This window comes from Eisenbergiella sp. OF01-20 (assembly GCF_003478085.1).
GTDB lineage: Bacteria > Bacillota > Clostridia > Lachnospirales > Lachnospiraceae > Eisenbergiella.
This window is the reverse complement of record NZ_QUES01000019.1, coordinates 12,900-32,052: the sequence shown is the minus strand read 5'-3', so window position 1 is coordinate 32,052 and position 19,153 is coordinate 12,900. Positions and strand designations below refer to the sequence as shown.

At 53.4% G+C, this 19,153-nt stretch carries 15 protein-coding genes; 14 read left to right on the top strand and 1 reads right to left on the bottom strand.

Annotated features, from left to right (window positions below):
• Positions 1–24 precede the first annotated feature (24 nt).
• Genes DXA36_RS19930 through DXA36_RS19920 form a run of 3 tightly spaced genes read left to right on the top strand, consistent with a single transcriptional unit; the run spans position 25 to position 3,958 of the window.
• Positions 25–1,491 (top strand): sulfatase-like hydrolase/transferase, encoded by a 1,467-nt coding sequence (locus tag DXA36_RS19930; RefSeq protein ID WP_118681281.1) that lies wholly within the window; start codon positions 25–27, stop codon positions 1,489–1,491.
• 51 nt (positions 1,492–1,542) lie between these two features.
• Positions 1,543–2,985, top strand: coding sequence for a sulfatase (locus DXA36_RS19925; RefSeq protein WP_118681231.1), 1,443 nt, complete (start codon positions 1,543–1,545; stop codon positions 2,983–2,985).
• Complete coding sequence (locus DXA36_RS19920; RefSeq protein ID WP_118681230.1) at positions 2,966–3,958, top strand: GDSL-type esterase/lipase family protein; 993 nt, start codon at positions 2,966–2,968, stop codon at positions 3,956–3,958. Before DXA36_RS19925 ends, DXA36_RS19920 begins: the two co-directional genes overlap by 20 nt.
• 94 nt (positions 3,959–4,052) lie before the next feature.
• Here the strand turns inward: DXA36_RS19920 and DXA36_RS19915 are convergent, their stop codons facing one another.
• On the bottom strand, positions 4,053–5,039 hold the full coding sequence (locus DXA36_RS19915; protein WP_182479174.1) for a LacI family DNA-binding transcriptional regulator: 987 nt from the start codon (positions 5,037–5,039) through the stop codon (positions 4,053–4,055).
• 612 nt (positions 5,040–5,651) lie between these two features.
• Here DXA36_RS19915 and DXA36_RS19905 point away from each other — a divergent pair.
• The 11 genes from DXA36_RS19905 (at position 5,652) to DXA36_RS19855 (ending at position 19,121) form a co-directional block, all read left to right on the top strand.
• Complete coding sequence (locus tag DXA36_RS19905; RefSeq protein WP_182479173.1) at positions 5,652–7,019, top strand: hypothetical protein; 1,368 nt, start codon at positions 5,652–5,654, stop codon at positions 7,017–7,019.
• Positions 7,020–7,123: 104 nt separating this feature from the next.
• Entirely contained in the window at positions 7,124–8,641 is a 1,518-nt protein-coding gene (locus DXA36_RS19900) for a xylulokinase (protein ID WP_147366626.1), read from the top strand.
• A gap of 73 nt (positions 8,642–8,714) precedes the next feature.
• Positions 8,715–10,178: a hypothetical protein gene (locus DXA36_RS19895; protein WP_118681225.1), complete on the top strand. Its 1,464-nt coding sequence runs from the start codon at positions 8,715–8,717 to the stop codon at positions 10,176–10,178.
• Positions 10,179–10,235: 57 nt separating this feature from the next.
• Positions 10,236–10,736, top strand: coding sequence for a YjbQ family protein (locus tag DXA36_RS19890; protein WP_118681224.1), 501 nt, complete (start codon positions 10,236–10,238; stop codon positions 10,734–10,736).
• An 11-nt stretch (positions 10,737–10,747) separates the two neighbouring features.
• Positions 10,748–11,470, top strand: a complete 723-nt coding sequence (locus DXA36_RS19885; RefSeq protein WP_118681223.1) for a triose-phosphate isomerase — start codon at positions 10,748–10,750, stop codon at positions 11,468–11,470.
• Between the two features lie 30 nt (positions 11,471–11,500).
• Positions 11,501–13,513: an SIS domain-containing protein gene (locus tag DXA36_RS19880; RefSeq protein WP_118681222.1), complete on the top strand. Its 2,013-nt coding sequence runs from the start codon at positions 11,501–11,503 to the stop codon at positions 13,511–13,513.
• Positions 13,514–13,533: 20 nt separating this feature from the next.
• On the top strand, positions 13,534–15,159 hold the full coding sequence (locus DXA36_RS19875) for an extracellular solute-binding protein (protein ID WP_182479172.1): 1,626 nt from the start codon (positions 13,534–13,536) through the stop codon (positions 15,157–15,159).
• Between the two features lie 106 nt (positions 15,160–15,265).
• Entirely contained in the window at positions 15,266–16,246 is a 981-nt protein-coding gene (locus DXA36_RS19870) for an ABC transporter permease (protein WP_118681220.1), read from the top strand.
• 13 nt (positions 16,247–16,259) lie between these two features.
• A complete protein-coding gene (locus DXA36_RS19865; protein ID WP_118681219.1) occupies positions 16,260–17,144 on the top strand; it encodes a carbohydrate ABC transporter permease in 885 nt (294 codons plus the stop codon).
• Positions 17,145–17,214: 70 nt separating this feature from the next.
• The gene (locus tag DXA36_RS19860) at positions 17,215–17,895 is read left to right on the top strand and encodes a fructose-6-phosphate aldolase (RefSeq protein WP_118681218.1); all 681 of its coding nucleotides are present in this window, start codon (positions 17,215–17,217) and stop codon (positions 17,893–17,895) included.
• A 98-nt stretch (positions 17,896–17,993) separates the two neighbouring features.
• Positions 17,994–19,121, top strand: coding sequence for a glycosyltransferase WbsX family protein (locus tag DXA36_RS19855; RefSeq protein WP_118681217.1), 1,128 nt, complete (start codon positions 17,994–17,996; stop codon positions 19,119–19,121).
• Positions 19,122–19,153 lie beyond the last annotated feature (32 nt).

The following is a 19,153-nucleotide window of genomic DNA, read 5'->3' as shown; positions in this document are numbered from 1 at the left end:
GACTGCGGCAGGAGGCGGATACGTATGAAGGACAGACCCAATATGGTATTTATTCTGGCGGACGACCAGGGCGCTTGGGCAATGCATTGCGCGGGAGCAGAGGAATTGTATACGCCGAATCTGGACCGGATAGCGGAAGCCGGTATGCGGTTTACGGATTTTTTCTGTGTGTCCCCGGTGTGCTCCCCGGCCAGGGCGTCGCTGCTCACGGGCACCATTCCCTCCGCCCACGGCGTGCATGACTGGATCCGAAGCGGTAATGTGGACGCGGAGAAGTTCGCCGCACAGGGAAAGGAAAACCCTTATCAGGGAGGCTATTCCTGGGAGTGGAAACCGACGGACTACCTGGAAGGCCAGCTGACCTATCCGGCGCTGCTTTCCGGGCAGGGCTATCAGTGCGCCCTTGCGGGGAAGTGGCATCTGGGAGACAGTGTGCGGTGCCGGGAGGGGTTCTCCCGGTGGTATACTATCGCGTTGGGAGGCTGTTTCTATTATCATCCCGATATTGTGGAACAAGGAACGATCACCGTCAGGCATGGCAGTTATGTGACGGAACTGATCACGGACAAAGCGCTGGAATATCTGGAGGAGATGGCAGGGGAGGAACAGCCGTTTTATCTGTCGGTCCATTATACGGCACCCCACTCTCCCTGGGGAGCGGAGCATCATCCTGCCAAATGGACAGCATATTACCGGGATTGTACGTTTGCGGATATCCCGGATATCCCGGATCACCCGGACATGACCACCGGCCCGGTATATGGGACGTCAAAAAGAAGGGAAAACCTGACCGGTTATTTTGCGGCAATAAGCGCAATGGATGAACAGATAGGCCGCCTGCTTGACCGGCTGGCTGCATTGGGGCTGGACAAAAACACGCTGGTAATCTATACTGCGGATAACGGTATGAGCATGGGCCACCATGGAATATGGGGGAAAGGAAACGGCACCTTTCCCATGAACATGTATGATACGGCGGTGAAGGTTCCGTTTCTCGCCTCCTGGCCCGGCCATATCCCGCCGGGGCAGGTATGCGGCGAAATGGTGAGCGCCTATGACGTATTCCCCACGCTTCTGGAGCTGGGCGGTGTTTCCGCTCCCGGAGGCAGGGCTCTTCCGGGCAGGAGTTTTGCGGATCTGCTGAAAGGAACGGATACGGACAGAGGGGATAACGCAGTGGTGGTATATGATGAATACGGCCCGGTGAGGATGATACGGACCCGGGAATGGAAATACATCCATCGTTATCCCTATGGAAAAAACGAGTTATATGATATGAAGAAGGATCCCGGCGAGAAAATCAACCTGATAGACAAAGAAAGTGCCGGGCAGCAGGTGACAGCAATGAGGCATCAAATGGAACGCTGGTTTCAGACGTATACCGATAAGGAGATCGATGGGGCAAAAGAAGGAGTTACCGGTTCCGGTCAGCTCTGCCTTGCGGGAACATGGGGAGACAGGAAAGAGATCTATGCCCCGCAGGGAAAATAGGAAAAAGCAAGTTGTTTGAAAGCAGGTACAGGAAAGAAAGGAGGGGCAGGTATGGCAAAACGGCCTAATTTTATTTTTATTTTTCTGGATGACATGGGGTGGAAGGATCTGGCCTGTACAGGAAGTACCTTTTATGAAACACCGAATATTGACAGACTATGCAGAGAGGGGATGAACTTCGCAAACGCATATGCGTCCTGTCCGGTATGCTCCCCTTCCCGGGCCAGCTTCCTGACCGGGAAATATCCGGCAAGGCTGGGAGTGACAGACTGGATTGACATGGGAGGTTTCACGCATCCGCTGCGGGGCAAGGTCATCGATGCCCCTTATATCAAACATCTGCCCGCCGGGGAATATACCATAGCGCAGGCGCTCGCAGACGCCGGCTATGCCGCCTGGCATGTGGGAAAATGGCACTTGGGAGGTGAAGAGTACTACCCGGATAAATTCGGCTTTGAAAAGAATATAGGGGGCTGTTCCTGGGGACATCCCCACGAGGGCTATTTTGCCCCCTATGGAATCCATACCCTGCCGGAGGGGCCGGACGGGGAATACCTGACCGACCGGATCACGGATGAGGCTATCCGCCTGATTAAGGAAAAGGACGGAAGGCCCTACTTTTTAAGCCTTTGCCATTATGCGGTGCATGAACCGATCCAGGTTAAGGATAAGGACAGGGAAAGGTTCGAAAAAAAAGCCAAGGAGCAGGGACTTGACAAGGTGACTGCTATCGTGGAAGGGGAATATATGCATACGGAGGATAAAAAAGGCAGACGTGTGGAACGGCGTGTTGTCCAGTCCGATCCTTCTTATGCGGGCATGATCTGGAATCTGGATGAAAATATCGGCATACTGCTGCAGGCGGTTGAAGAAAGCGGGGAAGCGGACAACACGGTAGTGGTATTTACTTCGGACAACGGCGGCCTTTCCACCAGTGAAGGCTCCCCCACCTGCAATCTGCCGGCCGTGGAAGGCAAGGGCTGGATGTACGAGGGCGGAGTCCGGGTTCCGCTGATCATCCGGTATCCGGGCACGATCCTTCCGGGGACGAGATGCGATGTGCCGGTGACGACCACAGACTTTTTCCCGACTTTCCTGGAACTTGCAGGGCTTCCCCTGCAGCCGGAGCATCACAGGGACGGCGTCAGCCTCGTGCCGCTGCTGAGGGGAAAGGCACTCCCGCCCCGGCCGCTTTTCTGGCACTATCCCCATTACGGAAACCAGGGAGGCACGCCGGGATCTTCCGTAGTGTTCGGCAACTATAAGCTGATTGAATTCCTGGAGGATGGCAGCACACGGCTTTACAACCTGCAGAGCGATTTCAGTGAAACCCATGATCTGTCGGAGGAACAGCCGGAAATAAGAGAACAGCTGCTGCTTCTCCTGCATGGCTGGCAGAGGGATGTCAACGCCTTGTTCCCGGCGGTTATACGGTCCGGTCTGACCGGTAACGGGAAACAGGAGGATTTTCCATATGGTATTTCAGGGAATTGATTTTCATAACGTGGACAGTCTGGTAAAACAGGAGCAGGGATATGCCATGCAGCGCGTTCCCGATTGGATCCGGCTGCAGTTAAATAAAAGCGCCAGGGATCAGGTGAGTTTTAACGGTACCGGAGTGGAGCTGCGTTTTAAAATCAAATCGGGAGAGGCGGTTCTGCACCTGAAGGCGGAACCGGGCAGCGAGGCCATGACCGCATATATCTATTACGGATCTTTTCAGGGCGGATGGCAGAACTCCAGCAAAACAATCGGTACACAGGAAACCGTACTATCCATTCCCGGGCCGGAGGAACCCGGAATCCTGCACAGGATAACCAGGGACTGCGGCCTCCCCTTTAACCCGGAGGTGGTACGTGTGGTACTTCCTTACGGACGCTGTTTTTTCCTCGGCGTGGAAGGGGAGGTGGAGCCGCCCGGACCGGAGGATCTGCCGGACAGAACCTATCTGGCGTATGGCTCATCCATTACCCATGGCAGTCTGGCGCTGGCGCCCCCCTGCTCTTATCCGTTCCGGATCGCGCAGAAGCTGGGCTGCGATTATCTGAATCTGGGATATGCCGGAAGCGCTTTCCTGGAAAGAGAGATGGCGGAATATATCGTAAGCCGGAAGGACTGGGACTTCGCTTCCGTGGAAATGGGAATCAACATGCTGTATGGGGATTTTACCGTGAAACAGTTTGAAGAGAGGGTAGAGGCTTTTGTTAAGGTGCTGTCCCGGGAGGAGCGTCCGGTTTTCGCCACCAGCATCTTCCGCTTTAACGGCAGCGGTGCGTTTCAGGAAAGAGCGGAGGTATTCCGGGAAATTGTGAAGAACTGCGCGGAAGGAAAGCTGATATTTACGGATGGAACAAAGCTGCTGGACGATCCGGCCTGCATCTCCCAGGATCTCATCCATCCCGGTATTGACGGAATTTACCGGATCGCGGACCGATGGTCCGCTGTCATGAAGAAATATATCCAATGAGCCGGCGGAAGAAACCCGCTGTCGGAACCGTAAGAAAAATGCGGTTTTGACAGCGGGTCTTTTTACGAAAAAAGGCACAGATGCCATGCGCCGGTCAGGTGGTTTCCCGTATCACCAATTCGGGTTTGAGCGCTATCTGCTGGGGAACGGCATCCCCGTTCTGCATGCGGTTCATCAGGACGCGCACTGCGATGGATATCATATCCTCCAGAGGGTTTTCGATGGTGGTCAGGCCCTTGTGAATATAAGCTGACATGATAATGTTGTCAAAGCCCATAATCCCTATATCGTCCGGGACCTGCAGGCCGGCCTCGTCAATTGCCTTAAGCGCGCCGACAGCCATCTGATCATAACCGGCAAAAATAGCATCCGGGCGTTCCGGCCTGTTCAGCAGCTGCTTCATACAGTGGTATCCGCCCTCTTCCGCACGGAAAGTGCCGGTCTTAATAAAGTCTTCGATAACGGGATTCCCGATTTCCTGCATGACCCTGCGGAAGGCCTTCAGCCTGCCGCGGGTCATTTCTTCCCCGATAAAACCGATCCTGGTATAGCCTTTTCCGGTAAGATACTCCACCCCCGCCCGTATCCCCCGGGTTTCATCCACATAGATGGAATCATAGTCCATGTGCGGGTTATACTGGGTGGTGATAAACATAGCGGGGATACGGGTCTGCCGCAGGGCCTGATACACTTCCTCCGTGATCTGCTCCGCGTCATCAGCCACGATGAGGACACAGCGGATGTCCGCTTTTCCGAAACCGAATATATGCCGGATCAGAGTGTCCCTGTCGAAACCGCTTAAACGGAGCAGGACAGAATAATGCTGCCTGGCAAACTGATCGGATGCGATGTGGACAAGATTGGAATAATAACCGGAATTGATTTCCGGGACAATGATACCGGCATCCTTCCACATATCATCCGGTTTCCGGAGCTTGTGCTTTTTATAATTCTGCTCCTCTGCAATCCGCCGGATGCGGAGCCTTTGCTCCGGGCTGATTCGCGGATCGTCGTTTAAAGCCCGTGAAGCAGTTGAAGTACTTACATTGGCGATTGCGGCAATGTCCTTTAAGGTAATCATTGTTTGCCTCCTGTTCCATGGCATTTCTGGCTGCATCGGCAGCCGGCAGGTTAAAAATAGGGAAGCCAAAGTAGTTTCTGTACGTTTCTCAATGCAAATTTGCATTATATAATCTTATAATAGCCCATTGTGAAGAAAATGTCACTATTATTTATGCAAAAAAAATATATGGGTGAAACAGGCCGTTTACGGTTCACTCCGTACTGTGTATTTACTGCACGGTACGGAGTGAACCGTAACACAGGCCGGAACGGCCTGCCTGAATGGAGCATAAGGGTTTGCCTTGCGTTTTTCCTGGTTCTTTTCCGGGTCCTCTTTATAGCAGGCAAGAGGATGCAATTCAATGCAAATAAAATATCAAAAGCCTGCAATAAATAAAAAAATAATGTGCAAAAATATGCGCAAAAAATATTGACATATGTGCAAATAAAGTATATAGTCAAAGGGAATCAAGGGAAATATAAAACAAATTGAATGAAAAAAGGCTGTTGGGAATGATTTTTGCACAAAAATTGCACAAGGAAAAAGCGGATGGCGGGCAGGAAGCTTCCGGCGCTGCGGGGAGGGGCTTCGAAGTGCCGGTGCGCGCCGGGTACGCGGACAGGAGTAAGGATGAGGAGTGTCAGAAAAGCGGGATTCGTTTGTTTCGGGGAAGTAAACACACCATATGAACGGCTGAAGGCCAAGCATGATCAGGCGTGGAAGCTGTTGGGTAAGCTGGGCGTGGAAGCAGTGGATGCGGGGATCGTGCTGGATGATCCGGGATACGGCACGGCACAGGAAGCCATTCGGAAGCTGGAAGGCGGCGGTTTCTGCTGTCTGGTAATCTGTGTGGCCGGCTGGATCCCTTCCCACGCGGTGATACAGGTAACGGATCCCTTCCGTCATATTCCTATGCTTCTGTGGGGGCTGTGCGGATGGATGGAAAACGGACATATCGTCACGACGGCGGATCAGGCGGGGACGACCGCCCTGCGTCCTGTATTTGAAGAGATGGGATACCGGTTTTCCTATGTATACAGCACAATGGATCAGGGACACCCGGAGGAGAGGATCGATTCCTTTATCCGGGCCGCATATGCGCTGCAGAGGCTGCGTCAGGCGAAAATCGGCACGATGGGTTACCGTGACATGCTGCTTTACGGAACCCAGTGTGAAGGAACCTCCCTCCGGCATGTCCTCGGCATCGAGACGGAACCCTTCGAAATGCTGGAAATGGTGCAGAATGCAGAGAAGGTATCCCGTGCGGATATCGAAACCTGGAAAACGTATATTGACCGGAACTGGTGCATCCTGAACCGGGATGCAGGAGCGGAGGAAACGGTGGAACGGGGTGTGCGCTATGCGCTGGCGATTGGAAGGAAGGTGGAGGAGAGAGGATACGATGCGGTGACGCTGCTGGATGTGGACGGCATGAAAAAGCTGCTGGGTTTTCCTCCCGCCATGGTTTTCATGCTGCTGAATCGGATATACGGCGTGCAGGTAATACCGGAAAATGACATTCTCGGTTCGGCCACACAGCTTCTGATGCATTTTGCCACGGATCAGACGGTCCCCTATCTGGAATATTACGAATTCTTCAAGGACTGTCTGCTGGCCGGCGTTCCTGATTTTATCCCGGAACCGGCGGCCGACGGGCCGGTCACCATGCTCCCTGCGGCGTTTGGCCTGTTGGATTCCTCGCTGCTGAATGTTTCCAGGGTAAAGCCGGGATATGTCACATGTTCCAGGCTGCTGTACCGGAAGGGGCGGTATGCCATGCATTTCTACACAGGCGATGCCAAAAAGCCTCCTGTCTGGGAAGAGTGCGGCTGGGATGCACCGGCTCCCCAGCTTCCGAGCCTGGCGATATACCCGGATTCCTGTACGGTTGAGGAATTTGCGCAAAAGGTGGGGGGACAGCATACGATTGTCAGCTACGGAAACCATGCGGAACTGATCCGGACGATGTGCAGACTGGCCGATCTGGACGTATTATAAAGCGGCCGGGCCTGCGGGAGGATTTGCGGCCTGATTTGTACATTGCCCGCAAAAAGGTCGGTACGGCGGGGACAGGGATAGCATTACATGCAGGGAGAAAGAAAATGACGGGATATTTACTTGGCATAGATGCCGGCACGACTTCGTTTAAACTGGGGCTTTATACGGATAGAGGCGCCGCGGTACATATGGTAAAAGAAGAATACGTTCTCCTGACACAAAAAGCCGGATGGGTGGAATACAAGGCGGAGGATTACTGGGCGCTTCTGTGCAGGCTGCTGCAAAGGCTCCTGGCGGAAAGCGGAATACCGCCGGAACGGATTCTGGCCCTTTCTGTCAGCAGCCAGGGAGAGACACTGATTTGCCTGGATGAATCCGGCAGACCGGTGATGAACGCCATCTGCTGGCTGGATAACCGTTCGGAAAAGGAAGCCGGCAGGATACGCGCCCATTTCGGGAAAAGGCTTGTCTACGAGAAAAGCGGGCAGGCGGATGTGACGGCGACCTGGCCCGCCACCAAGATTTTATGGCTGAAAGAAGAAAGGCCCGATACTTTTAAGCGGACAAAGCATTATCTGCTGTTAGAAGATTATCTGATTTACCGGCTGACCGGAAGAAACGTCTGTGAGGAAAATTTATGGGCCTCCTCCCTTTTGTATGACATCAACCGGGATTGCTGGTGGGGGGATATGCTCCGTTATCTGGGAATTACGGAGGAACAGCTTCCGGAGAGGATGGGCTGCGGCCGGCCGGTGGGGCCGGTGAGCGCCGCAGCCTCCGGGCAGACCGGCCTTTCCGGAGGTACCTTGGTGGTGACCGGCGCGTTGGACCAGACCTGCGGAAGCATCGGGGCCGGGAAGATATTCCCGGGGGAAGTGACGGAAACTACCGGATCCTGCCTGGCGGTGAGCGCGGCGGTGGAAGGGTTTGTCCCGTATTGTGAGGAACGGCCCGTCACCTGCCAGAACCATGCGGTAAAGGGCCGGTATACCATCCTTCTCTGGTCCCAGACGGCGGGTATGGTGCTCAAATGGTATGCGGGCTGTTTCCTGCACAGGGAAGCCCTGGAAGGGACCGACATATACCGGCTGATTGACCGGGAAGCGGAGCTGGCCCCTGCGGGAAGCGAAGGGCTGGTAATGCTGCCGCATCTGAGCGGGGCGAGCAACCCGGAATACAATGCGATGGCAAGAGGGGTATTTTACGGCATGACCCTGGGGCATGAGAGGAAGCATTTTTCAAGGGCGATCCTGGAAGCGGTGGCTTATATGCTTCGGCGGAATGTGGAACAGATCGAAGGGATCGGGGAGACGGTTTCCGGCATCTATTCCATGGGGGGCGGTGCCAAAAGCGATATCTGGTGCCGGATCAAGGCGGACGTCACCGGAAAAAAGGTGGAAACCATACCGGTAAAGGAATGTGCCTGCCTGGGAGCGGCAATCCTGGCGGGTGTGGGGGCCGGCATTTTTCCCGATATTGACAGCGCCGTAAAAAGGGTGGCCGGGGTTGGGCGGGTTTTTGTACCCGCACAGGAGAACAGGGCCGTCTATGACCGTTCGTTCGCCGCCTATATTGATTTGTATCATGCACTGGAGCCGGTTTTTGGCAAATACGGGAACTGACGGGGATTAGCCGTTCGGGCAGGTCTGCATAGGGAATGCGGACCGTAAGAAAACGTGGCGGAAAGGAACTGTTATGGAGAATACATTACGGATAGGCTGGGCATCTGCGGATATTACGCCAGACAGGCCGGTATATCTGGCGGGACAGATGTACGTGAGGGTGAGCAAATTTGTACATGATCCCATCACCGCATCCGCGCTGGTTATGGATAACGGCGATCAGCAGGCCGTGTTCGTATCCATGGATACGGTGGCTGTGCCCGACTTCCTCACGGCGGAAATACGGCGCAGGCTGGCAAAGAGAAAGGGGCCGGCCCCGGATAAGGTCAGCCTGTGTGCGACCCATACCCATACCTCCAGCCGGTTCAGTGTTGTGGGGAATGAAACGCTGGCAAGGTATATGGGAAGTGACAGGCTGGAAACGCCGGAGGCCCCGGAGAACATCCTTTGCGGCGAAGAAGGCAGACAATACCTGTCGGACCGGATCGAATGCCTGATTATGGACGCATGGGAAAACCGCAGGGAAGGAAGCGCCGGCACGGCGGAGGATTATGCCGTGGTAGGCTTTAACCGCCGGCCGGTATTTGGAAACGGCGATCACGAAAGTGCGAGGATGTATGGGGACTGTTCACGGACGGACTTCCTGCGGTTCGAAGGAAACACGGATCCGACGGTCACGATGCTTTATACCTGGGATGAAGCCGGGACGCTCACCGGCGCAGCCGTCGCTGTCCCCTGCCCGGCTCAGGTGATGGAGCTGCATTCTTTTATATCCGCGGATTATTGGCATTATGCCAGAAACCATATCCGGGAAAGGCTGGGGAATATCCATATCCTGCCTCTGTGCGGGGCGGCGGGTGACCAGAACCCTCTGGATCTGGTGCGTATCAGCAAGGATAATCAAGAGGAGCTGCTGCGCTGGAGCGCCCAGGAGGAGGAAGTTTTCCGGAACCTCGACATGACCGGAACCTGCGAAGCCATCGGGGAACGGATTGCTGAAGCCGTTGTGCGGGGATACCGCACAGCCCTGGGAAGAAAAGGGAGCCGGCCTGTGTTGGAGCACCGCATAGTACATAAGGAGCTTCCTCTGCGGACCGTGGGAGAGGAAGAATACCGGGAAGCGGAACAAATCATCCGGGATTTCCGGGGCCGTTTTACGGAAGGAAAACGCATGGGCATTACCGATCAGTTAAAGCTGTACGGTCCTGTCGGAATAGCCGAACGCTATGCCCTGCAGCAGAAAAGCCGTACCTTTCCGGCGGAGCTGCATATCCTCCGCCTGCAGGATTCCGTGTTTGTCACCCATCCCTTTGAACTTTTTACGGAATACGGGCTTCGTATCCGGGCCGGCTGCAGAGCGCGGAATGTCTTTCATATCCAGCTGTGCAACGGCTATGCGGATTATCTGCCAACCCGCGCGGCGATAGCGGGGGGATCCTACAGCAGCGAGCCGGCATCCACCTATGTGGGGCCGGAGGGAGGCGATTTGCTGGCGGCCTTGCTGATTGAAGAAGCAAACCGGCTGTTCGGCAGATAGCCGGATGTAATCGTTCAGATAGGTCTGGACGGTTACGGAAAGGAGGTTTTGGCAGCGATGATTTTTTGCAGGGAAAAAATAGAAGTACAGTCGGAAGGACAGCACCCGACCTTCCATAATATTACGGAACAGGTAAATGAGATTGTGAAAAAGTCCGGCATCCGCAACGGTATGGTGACTGTTTATTCCCACCACACCACCTGCTCCGTCATGGTGCAGGAATGCTCCCATGACAGGACCTATTTCGGCCTGGAATATCTCCAGCAGGATCTGTGCAATATCATGGAGCGCCTGGTACCCACCTGCCGGGTGGAAAACCAGTATCTCCACCCCGGACCGAAGCATGTGGAGTTCGGGGACAGTGTGGGAGAACCTGGTCCCTGGACCAGCCTGAATACGGATGCCCATTTACGTTCCTGTTTTTTCGGGCGTTCGGAATGCATCGCAATCGAAGAAGGGAAAATGGATCTGGGGGAATTCGGCTATACCTATTTCATCGACTGGGATCAGGTCCGTGCGCGTAAGCGGGTGGTGCAGGTGATGGTTATGGGAGAGTGAGAGGAGCCAGGATGAAACGGAAGAATGTACCGGTTCCGCCCTTTTTTGAAATCGGGCCGAAATCGTATCTCTACGGAGATGATATTTTAGAATTGGCCCTGGCAGCGGACAGGGCTTCCGAAAAATACGGTGTGGATATCATCTTTACCACACCCTACACGGAAATACGCCGGGTGGCGGAAGCGGTGAAAAGGCTGTTTGTCTATGCGCCCCATATGGATTTGCTGGAGCCGGGAAGAGGGCTTGCGGATATCCTGCCGGAAGCGGTGAAAGCCGCCGGTGCCGCGGGCGTCATGCTGAACCACTGTGAGAAGCCGCTGAGTCTGGGGACGCTGGAAAAATCCATCCGGCGGGCGCACGGGATCGGCCTTGCCGCAATCGTGTGTGCCGATACCATCGCGCAGGCCCGCGCAATTGCCTGTCTGGAACCGGATATCATTGTGGCGGAACCGGAGGCGCTGATAGGATCCGGGCAGGCGGGAAAACGTTCCATGGATTATGTCAGCGCTTCTATCGACGCGGTGCATAGTATCAATCCTCATATTCTCGTGCTGCAGGGGGCGGGGATTACAAGCGCAGAGGATGTGTATCCGCTTATATACCATGGGGCGCAGGCGACAGGGGCTTCCAGCAGCATCGCCAGGGCAGAGGACAGGGAAGGTCTGATTGATGAAATGATAGGTGCGGTGCGAAGAGCGGCGCAGGACAGAGAGCGTAACCGTTCAGACAGGTAGTAAATAAAGGAAAGGGTATGGTCCCGGAGGATGGAAAAAGCACGGAAAGAAACGGTTCAGAAGGCATGGCGTATGGAAGCCGGGGAGATAGGAAACATAGAATCCTACATGGATTATGAAGCGCTGGATCGGGCGGTCTGCCTTCTGGCCGGGGCAAAACGGATCGCGGCCGGCGGCTGCGGCCATACGGGCATAGCCTGCCGGCATCTGGCACATCTTATGTGCTGTATTGACCGTCCGGCGCGTTTCCTCACGCCGTCGGAAGGCAATCACGGAGGGATGGGTTTCCTGGAGGAGGGAGATGTTCTGGTCCTGGCCTCCCGCGGAGGAAAAACAGAGGAATTGCTGCCGATGCTTACGGCGGCGAAAAGGAAGAAGGTCGCAATCATAACGGTAACGGAGAATACGGATTCCGGGCTGGCCCGGGAGGCGGATGTGGTTCTGCCGGTACGGATAGGCAGGGAAACGGATCGTTTCAACAGCCAGGGAACCACCAGCTTTGTTGTCATGTGCGCTTTATTTGATGCGCTGCAGGCGGCGGTGATGGAGAAAACCGGCTTCAGGGAAGAGCAGTTCGCACAAAATCATCCGGGAGGTGCCGTAGGGGAACAGCTGAAAAGAAAAAGGGAGCGGGAAGCGGAATACACTATAGATTTTTCAAAAGCCTGCGGCAGGATAAAACCGATGCATGGAGTCAATAATGTCCCTTTTGTTCCGCAGGACTATGGAAATTCAGGCTTATTCCAAAAAATGGCGGAAGCGGGTATCCCTTTTTCCAGGCTGCATGACACAGGCGGTGACTGGGGCGGCGCCCACTATGTGGATATTGCGAATATCTTTCCCGATTTTGATGCGGATCCGGAGGATATCGGCAGCTATGATTTTGCATTTACCGACAGGCTTATGGAGGAAATCACAGCATATGGGATGGAACCCTTTTACCGGCTCGGCTGTTCCATTGAGAACCTGCAGCATATCAAAGCCTATCACATATATCCTCCCCGGGACAACCAAAAATGGGCAAGGATCTGTGAAGGCATCATACGGCATTACAATAAGGGCTGGGGAAACGGATACCACATGAACATCCGCTACTGGGAAATTTGGAATGAGCCGGACAACATGCCGGACGCTGCCGAGAATCCCATGTGGAAGGGGAGCATGGAGCAGTATTTTGCCCTCTATGAAACGGCGTCAAAACATTTGAAACAGGTATTTCCCGAGATAAAAATCGGAGGCTATTCCAGCTGCGGTTTTTATGCCTTAAGCGCGGCGGATTATTCCCAGGTCGCCCATTCCTCGTCAAGGGTCGGATATTTTGTGGAATTCTTCCACCGGTTCCTGGACTATATTACCTCCCCTGCGCATTCCTGTCCCCTGGATTTCTTCTCCTTCCATAGCTATGCGGATATCGAAGATAACGTGAGGTATGCGGGATATGCCAGGGAACAGCTGGACGTTTACGGGCTGGAGGGGACAGAATTGATTTTTAATGAATGGAATGCCGGAACCGCCCTTCGCGGGACGCCGGAGGATGCAGCCAGGATTGCGGGTATGATGTGCGCGCTCCAGGATACGCCCATTGATGCCTGTATGTATTATGACGCATGGGCGGGCAGCAGCTATTGCGGCCTGTTCGATCCGGTCGGAAAGACTGTTTTTAAAGCATATTATGCATTTGTCTGTTTCAATGCGCTGTACCGATTGGGCACCCGGGTAAAGGTGGAGGGCGTGACGGAAGGGATATACTGTATGGCGGCCGCAAATGACGGGCAGGGAGCTTTACTGCTGGTAAACCTGACCGGAAAGGAAATCCCGCTGCACATCACGGTGGAGGGAATCACCGGAGAAAAGGGCTGCGGCGGGAAAGACGGCAGCCTGTGTGCACAGCTTTACCGGACGGACACAGAGAATGAATACCGGCAGTCATGCCTGACCGGCGGGGGGAATTCCTTCCGGACCGAAGCCCTGCCGGATGCCGTATATTTATTTACGTTCCCGAAAATGCGGAACCGGACGGAGATTTCCGATATCCGCGGTTAAAATATAAAGGAGGGTTCAATATGAGAAAGGGATACAACAAGATTCTTGCGGCAGCGCTGGCGCTGGCGTTAACGGGATCACTTATCGGGTGTTCCGGCAAAACGGCGGAAACCCAGACAGATACCGTCTCATCCCCACAGCAGACGGAAGGAACAAAAGAGGCGGAGGGCGCGGCAGAAACGGCTGCAGAAGCCTTAGGGATAACCTTCCCTCTTGCGGAGCCGGTGACCATGAGCATGTTTGCGGTGTCCGCAGGCTATACGGGAGCGGAGCTTCCCGATGTGCTGGCGTTCCAGGTGGCGGAAGAGAATACCAATGTCAAATGGGAAGTGACTTCCTGCCTTCCTGCGGATCTGGATGACAAGAGAGGGCTGCTGCTTTCCTCAGGAGATTATCCGGACGTACTTTTTAAATCCTTTATCAAACATAATGAAATCGAAAAATATGGCTTCCAGGGTGTCTTGCTGCCTCTTAATGACCTGATTGACCAGTATATGCCCAACCTCAAGAAGCTTCTGGATGAAAGAGATGCGTGGCAGTATATTACATCCTCCGACGGGAATATCTATTCCCTTCCCACCCTCAGCCGCAGAGTGCCCGCAACCATCCTCTTATGGCAGAATATGCGCTGGCTGGAAGCGGTAGGAATGGAAGAGCCTACAAATATGGAAGAGCTTTATCAGGTCCTGAAGGCATTCAAGGAGCAGGATCCCAATGGAAACGGGAAAGCGGATGAAATCCCTTTTGAAGCCAACAATTCCGTTCCCCCGATTTATCTGTTCCAGTACATGCTGCCCATGGACTTCAATACCTTCTGTGCGGTCCAGAACGAGGAAATCGTATATGTGCCCAGAACCGAGACGTATAAAGAGTTCCTGTCCTATCTGGCGAAGTTCTATGAAGAAGGCCTGCTGGATAAAGACTGTTTTTCCAAGACTATTGACCAGCAGTATGCAGAAGGCCCGTCCGATGTGTATGGCTATTTTTACAGCTGGTCGCCAAGTGAGACTGTAGGTTCCGAGTTAAGCCAGGGCTATGACTATATGGTTATGACCCCGTGGGGAAAAACAAGCGTCAGCTCCGATGCGGGTGTGTCGGAAGGCGCTATGGTAATCACGGATAAATGTGAAAATCCCGAAATCGCTGCAGCGTGGGCGGATCAGTTTTACAGTGAAGAAGGGGGCATCCTCTCCGTTATGGGTGTGGAAGGAAAGACCTGGCAGTGGAGAGACGACGGGAAATGGGATTATATCGTAGGAACCGAATATGGCGAGGATGAATCCACGGTGCGGGATAACGCCACATTGCAAGGCTCCGCATATAATCCCATGGTATGGCCCCAGACCTATTACAACGATCAGTACCGGGATGAAAGCAACGTGTCCGGAAGCTCGGAAGAAAACAGGATTTCCAGCCTCTGCGCCGATCCCTTCCCTTCCCTGAAGCTGACGGAGGAGGAATCCAAACGGATCGTGGAAATTAATACGGATATCTCCGACTATGTTATGGAATATCTGGCCGAGGTTACTACCGGCAAAAAAGATCTGGAAGCGACCTGGGACGAATACATAAGCCAGCTGGATGCCATGGGCGGTAAGGAATACGCCGACATCTACAACGGCGCATACCAGAAAATGGAGAAATAAATAAGCGGCGGTTTCCGGATACAGGAGTACGGACTGCCGCACCGGCGGGGTTGTGCTGCCGGTGCGGCAGCCACGGATGAATGACAGAGTGAGGACGGGAGATAACATGCGGAGAGGAAAGAATCACAGGGAGGCGACGGAAAACAGCAGGCAGCCGGCCGTAATTCCCCAAAAAAGCTTCGGCGAACGCCTGCGCAAAGATGTTAAAGGAAACTGGACGTTGTACCTGATGGTGCTGATCCCATTGGCATATCTTATCCTGTTCTGCTATATCCCCATGGGAGGAATCCAGCTGGCCTTTAAGGAATACAACGTCAAAAAAGGAATCTGGGGAAGCCCCTGGGTTGGATTTTATAATTTCCAGCGCTTTTTCAGAAGCTATAAATTCACCATGCTGTTAAAAAACACCATTCTGATCAACGTTTACAGTCTGGTGGTGGGCTTCCCAATCCCTATCATTTTTGCCCTGCTGCTGAACTACCTGCGGCAGAAACGTTTCAAGAAAACCATACAAATGCTGTCCTATGCCCCTTATTTCATATCCACGGTGGTGATGAGCGGTATGATCATCATTTTCCTGGATCCCAATACCGGCGTCATCAACCGTATTCTCCAGCTGCTGGGGATGGAAGCGGTAAACTTTATGGGGGAAGCGAAATACTTCAAATCCATCTATGTCTGGAGCAGTGTATGGCAGGGGATGGGCTGGGCCTCCATCATCTATATCGCAGCGCTGTCCGGCGTGGATTACCAGCTTCATGAGGCGGCTATTGTGGATGGAGCCACCAAGCTCCAGCGGATTCTCCATGTGGATCTGCCTTCGATCAAACCCACGATCATAATGCTTTTGATCCTGCAGATCGGATCTCTGATGAGCGTGGGCTTCGAAAAGGTATTCCTGCTCCAGAACCAGCTGAACATGAGCGCCTCCGACGTGCTTTCCACCTATGTGTACCGTGTGGGCCTGGTGGATAACGATTATGGTTATTCCACGGCGGTGGGACTTTTTAATTCCTTGATCAACATGTTTTTACTGCTTATGTCAAACCAGATTGCCAAACGGACAATGAACGAAAGCCTGTGGTAGGAGGAGGATAGGGATGGATAAGAAAAACAATGCCTTTGATGTCACCAATCTTTTCATAATGATAGTGCTGTTCCTGCTGTTTGCCTGGCCCCTGTGGTTTGTGGTCATCGCATCCTTCAGCAATCCGTCGGAGGTATGGAGGGGAAATGTGATTTTCCTGCCGAAGGGCTTTTCCCTGGATTCCTATAAAGAAATACTGAAATATAAGGAAATCTGGATCGGATACCGCAACACCATATTTTATACGGCGGCGGGTACGGTAATCAATCTGTTTATGACGGTCTGCATGGCCTATCCCCTTTCCCGCAGAAAGTTTATGCCCAAAAACATCCTGATGGTCATCTGTATGATAACCATGTATTTCAGCGGCGGCCTGATCCCAAGCTATCTGGTAGTCAAAGGGCTGCACATGGTGGATACGGTCTGGGCCATGATGATTCCGGGCTGCCTGTCCGTCTATAATATGATCATTATGCGCAGCTATTTCGTAAACAGCATCCCGGAGAGCCTGGAGGAAGCCGCCATCCTGGACGGAGCCAATCCCGTCCAGTATCTGGTCAGAGTGGTTCTTCCCCTGTCCAAGCCGGTAATCGCCGTCATTGCCCTGTACTATATGGTAGGCCACTGGAATGATTTCTTTAATGCGCTGATTTATATCAATGACAAGGATCTGCTGCCTCTCCAGACCTTCCTGCGCAATATCCTGGTGACGAATACGGTGGGCAATGTGAGCCAGACACAGAACCTGAATCCCGAAGCGCTGCAGAAAAAAATCTATCTGGCGCAGACGATTAAGTACAGTGCGATCATCGTTTCCACCCTTCCGGTTCTGTGTATTTATCCTTTTGTGCAGAAATATTTTGTAAAAGGTGTTATGATAGGGGCTATAAAAGGGTGATCATGCTGCGAAAGCCGCGGCATCCCCGCGGGGCTGCGGACGGCGGCGGAAAGGACGGTAAAATACGGAAATGGAACTGTTATTGGATACGGCGAATGCGGAAGAAATCAGGAGATGCACAAAAGGGTATCCCCTCACGGGAATTACCACGAACCCTTCCATCCTGGCAAAGGAAAAAAGAAAATTTGCACAGCAGATGGAGCTGGTACGGGAAGCGGCCTGCGGCCTGCCCCTCCATGTGCAGGCGACCGGCGAAACGGTACAGGCGGTGCTGGCGGAAGCAGAGGCTGTCGCAGCGGTATACGGGAAAAATACCTATATCAAGGTACCTGTGGACCGGGAGGGCATCAAGGCCATCCGGGAACTGAAAAGAAAGGGGTTCGCCGTCACGGCTACGGCTATCTATACCAGGGAACAGGCCTTTCTTGCCGGAATGGCGGGTGCGGACTATGCGGCTGTCTATTATAACCGCATGCAGAACCTTTCCCTGGACAGCAGACAGGTGGTAACGGACATCGTATCTATGTACCGCATCCATGGAATCGAAACAAAGGTACTTGCCGCCAGCTTCAAAAACTGCGGACAGGTACTGGAGGCCGTCCTTGCAGGGGCACAGGCGGTGACACTGCCTCCGGCGGTGCTGGATGCCATGGTGGATAACGCCCTGATAGATAAAGCGGTTTCGGATTTCAGGAAGGACTGGACGGAAATCAACGGAGAAAAACGGATAGACGAAGTGCTGACGCAGTAGAATTCTGTGTCGGCACTTCTTTTTTGGTATATATGGGGCGGCTTCTTTCTGCTATAATAAAAAAGATCGGAATTGTAAGGAAAAGGAGAAGGAAAGCGATGGCTAAATATGATGTGGCGGCCTATGTCTGGCCGGCTTATACGCCGGATGAACCGAGAACCAGGATGTTCTGGCCGGAGGGAATGGGAGAATGGCAGTCTGTAAAAAACAGTGTCCGGAAATATGAGGGGCACAGCTGGCCGCGAAAACCCCTGTGGGGGTATGTGAACGAGGCGGATCCCTATGTGATGGAAATGGAAATCGAAGCGGCTGTGGATCATGGCATCAATACGTTTATCTATGACTGGTATTGGTATGACGGGCGGCCGTTTCTGGAAAACTGCCTGAATGACGGCTTCCTGAAGGCGAAAAACAGGAATAAGATGAAGTTCTTTCTGATGTGGGCCAATCATGACGCCAATTCCCTATGGGATATCCGGCTGTCGCGCGGGCAGGATAATGTTATATGGCGGGGAGCCGTGGACCGGGCGGAATTTGAACGGATTTGCCGCCGGCTCATCGGAACCTATTTTAAACAGCCTAATTATTATTGTATTGATGGGAAGCCGGTGTTCATGATATATGATTTAACCAATCTGGTAACCGGGCTTGGCGGTTATGATAAGACCGCGCAAGCCCTGGGCTGGTTTGAGGAAGAAGCCAGGAGGGCCGGCCTGGCGGGCGTTTATTATATGCTGACCATGTGGAGTGAAAAGGCGATGAATTATTCCGGCGTGGACAGCCATTCCCAGACGACGGGGATGGAGGTATGCAGAAAACTGGGATTCAAAGGGATGACCCATTACCAGTTTGTACATTTCGCGGAAATAGACAGGGATTATGAAGCGATCCTGAAGGATGCGGAGGCGGAGTGGAAACGGATTGAAGCCAATTACCAGATTCCATATTATCCTCATGTTTCCGTGGGCTGGGATAACAATCCCCGGTTTCTGGATTTCCGCCCCGGCGTGATGAAGAACAATACCCCGGAGGCGGTGGAAAAAGCATTCCGGATGGCAAAGGCTTATGTGGACAGCCACCCGGAACAGGCGCCTCTGATAACCGTCAACAGCTGGAATGAATGGACGGAAACGAGTTATCTGGAGCCGGATGATTTGTACGGCTATGGCTATCTGGAAGCGGCCGGACGGGTATTCGGCCCGCAGACGGAGAAAAAAGAGGAATAAGAGGCTTGCGCAAAGCCTTTTTAGGAAACAAT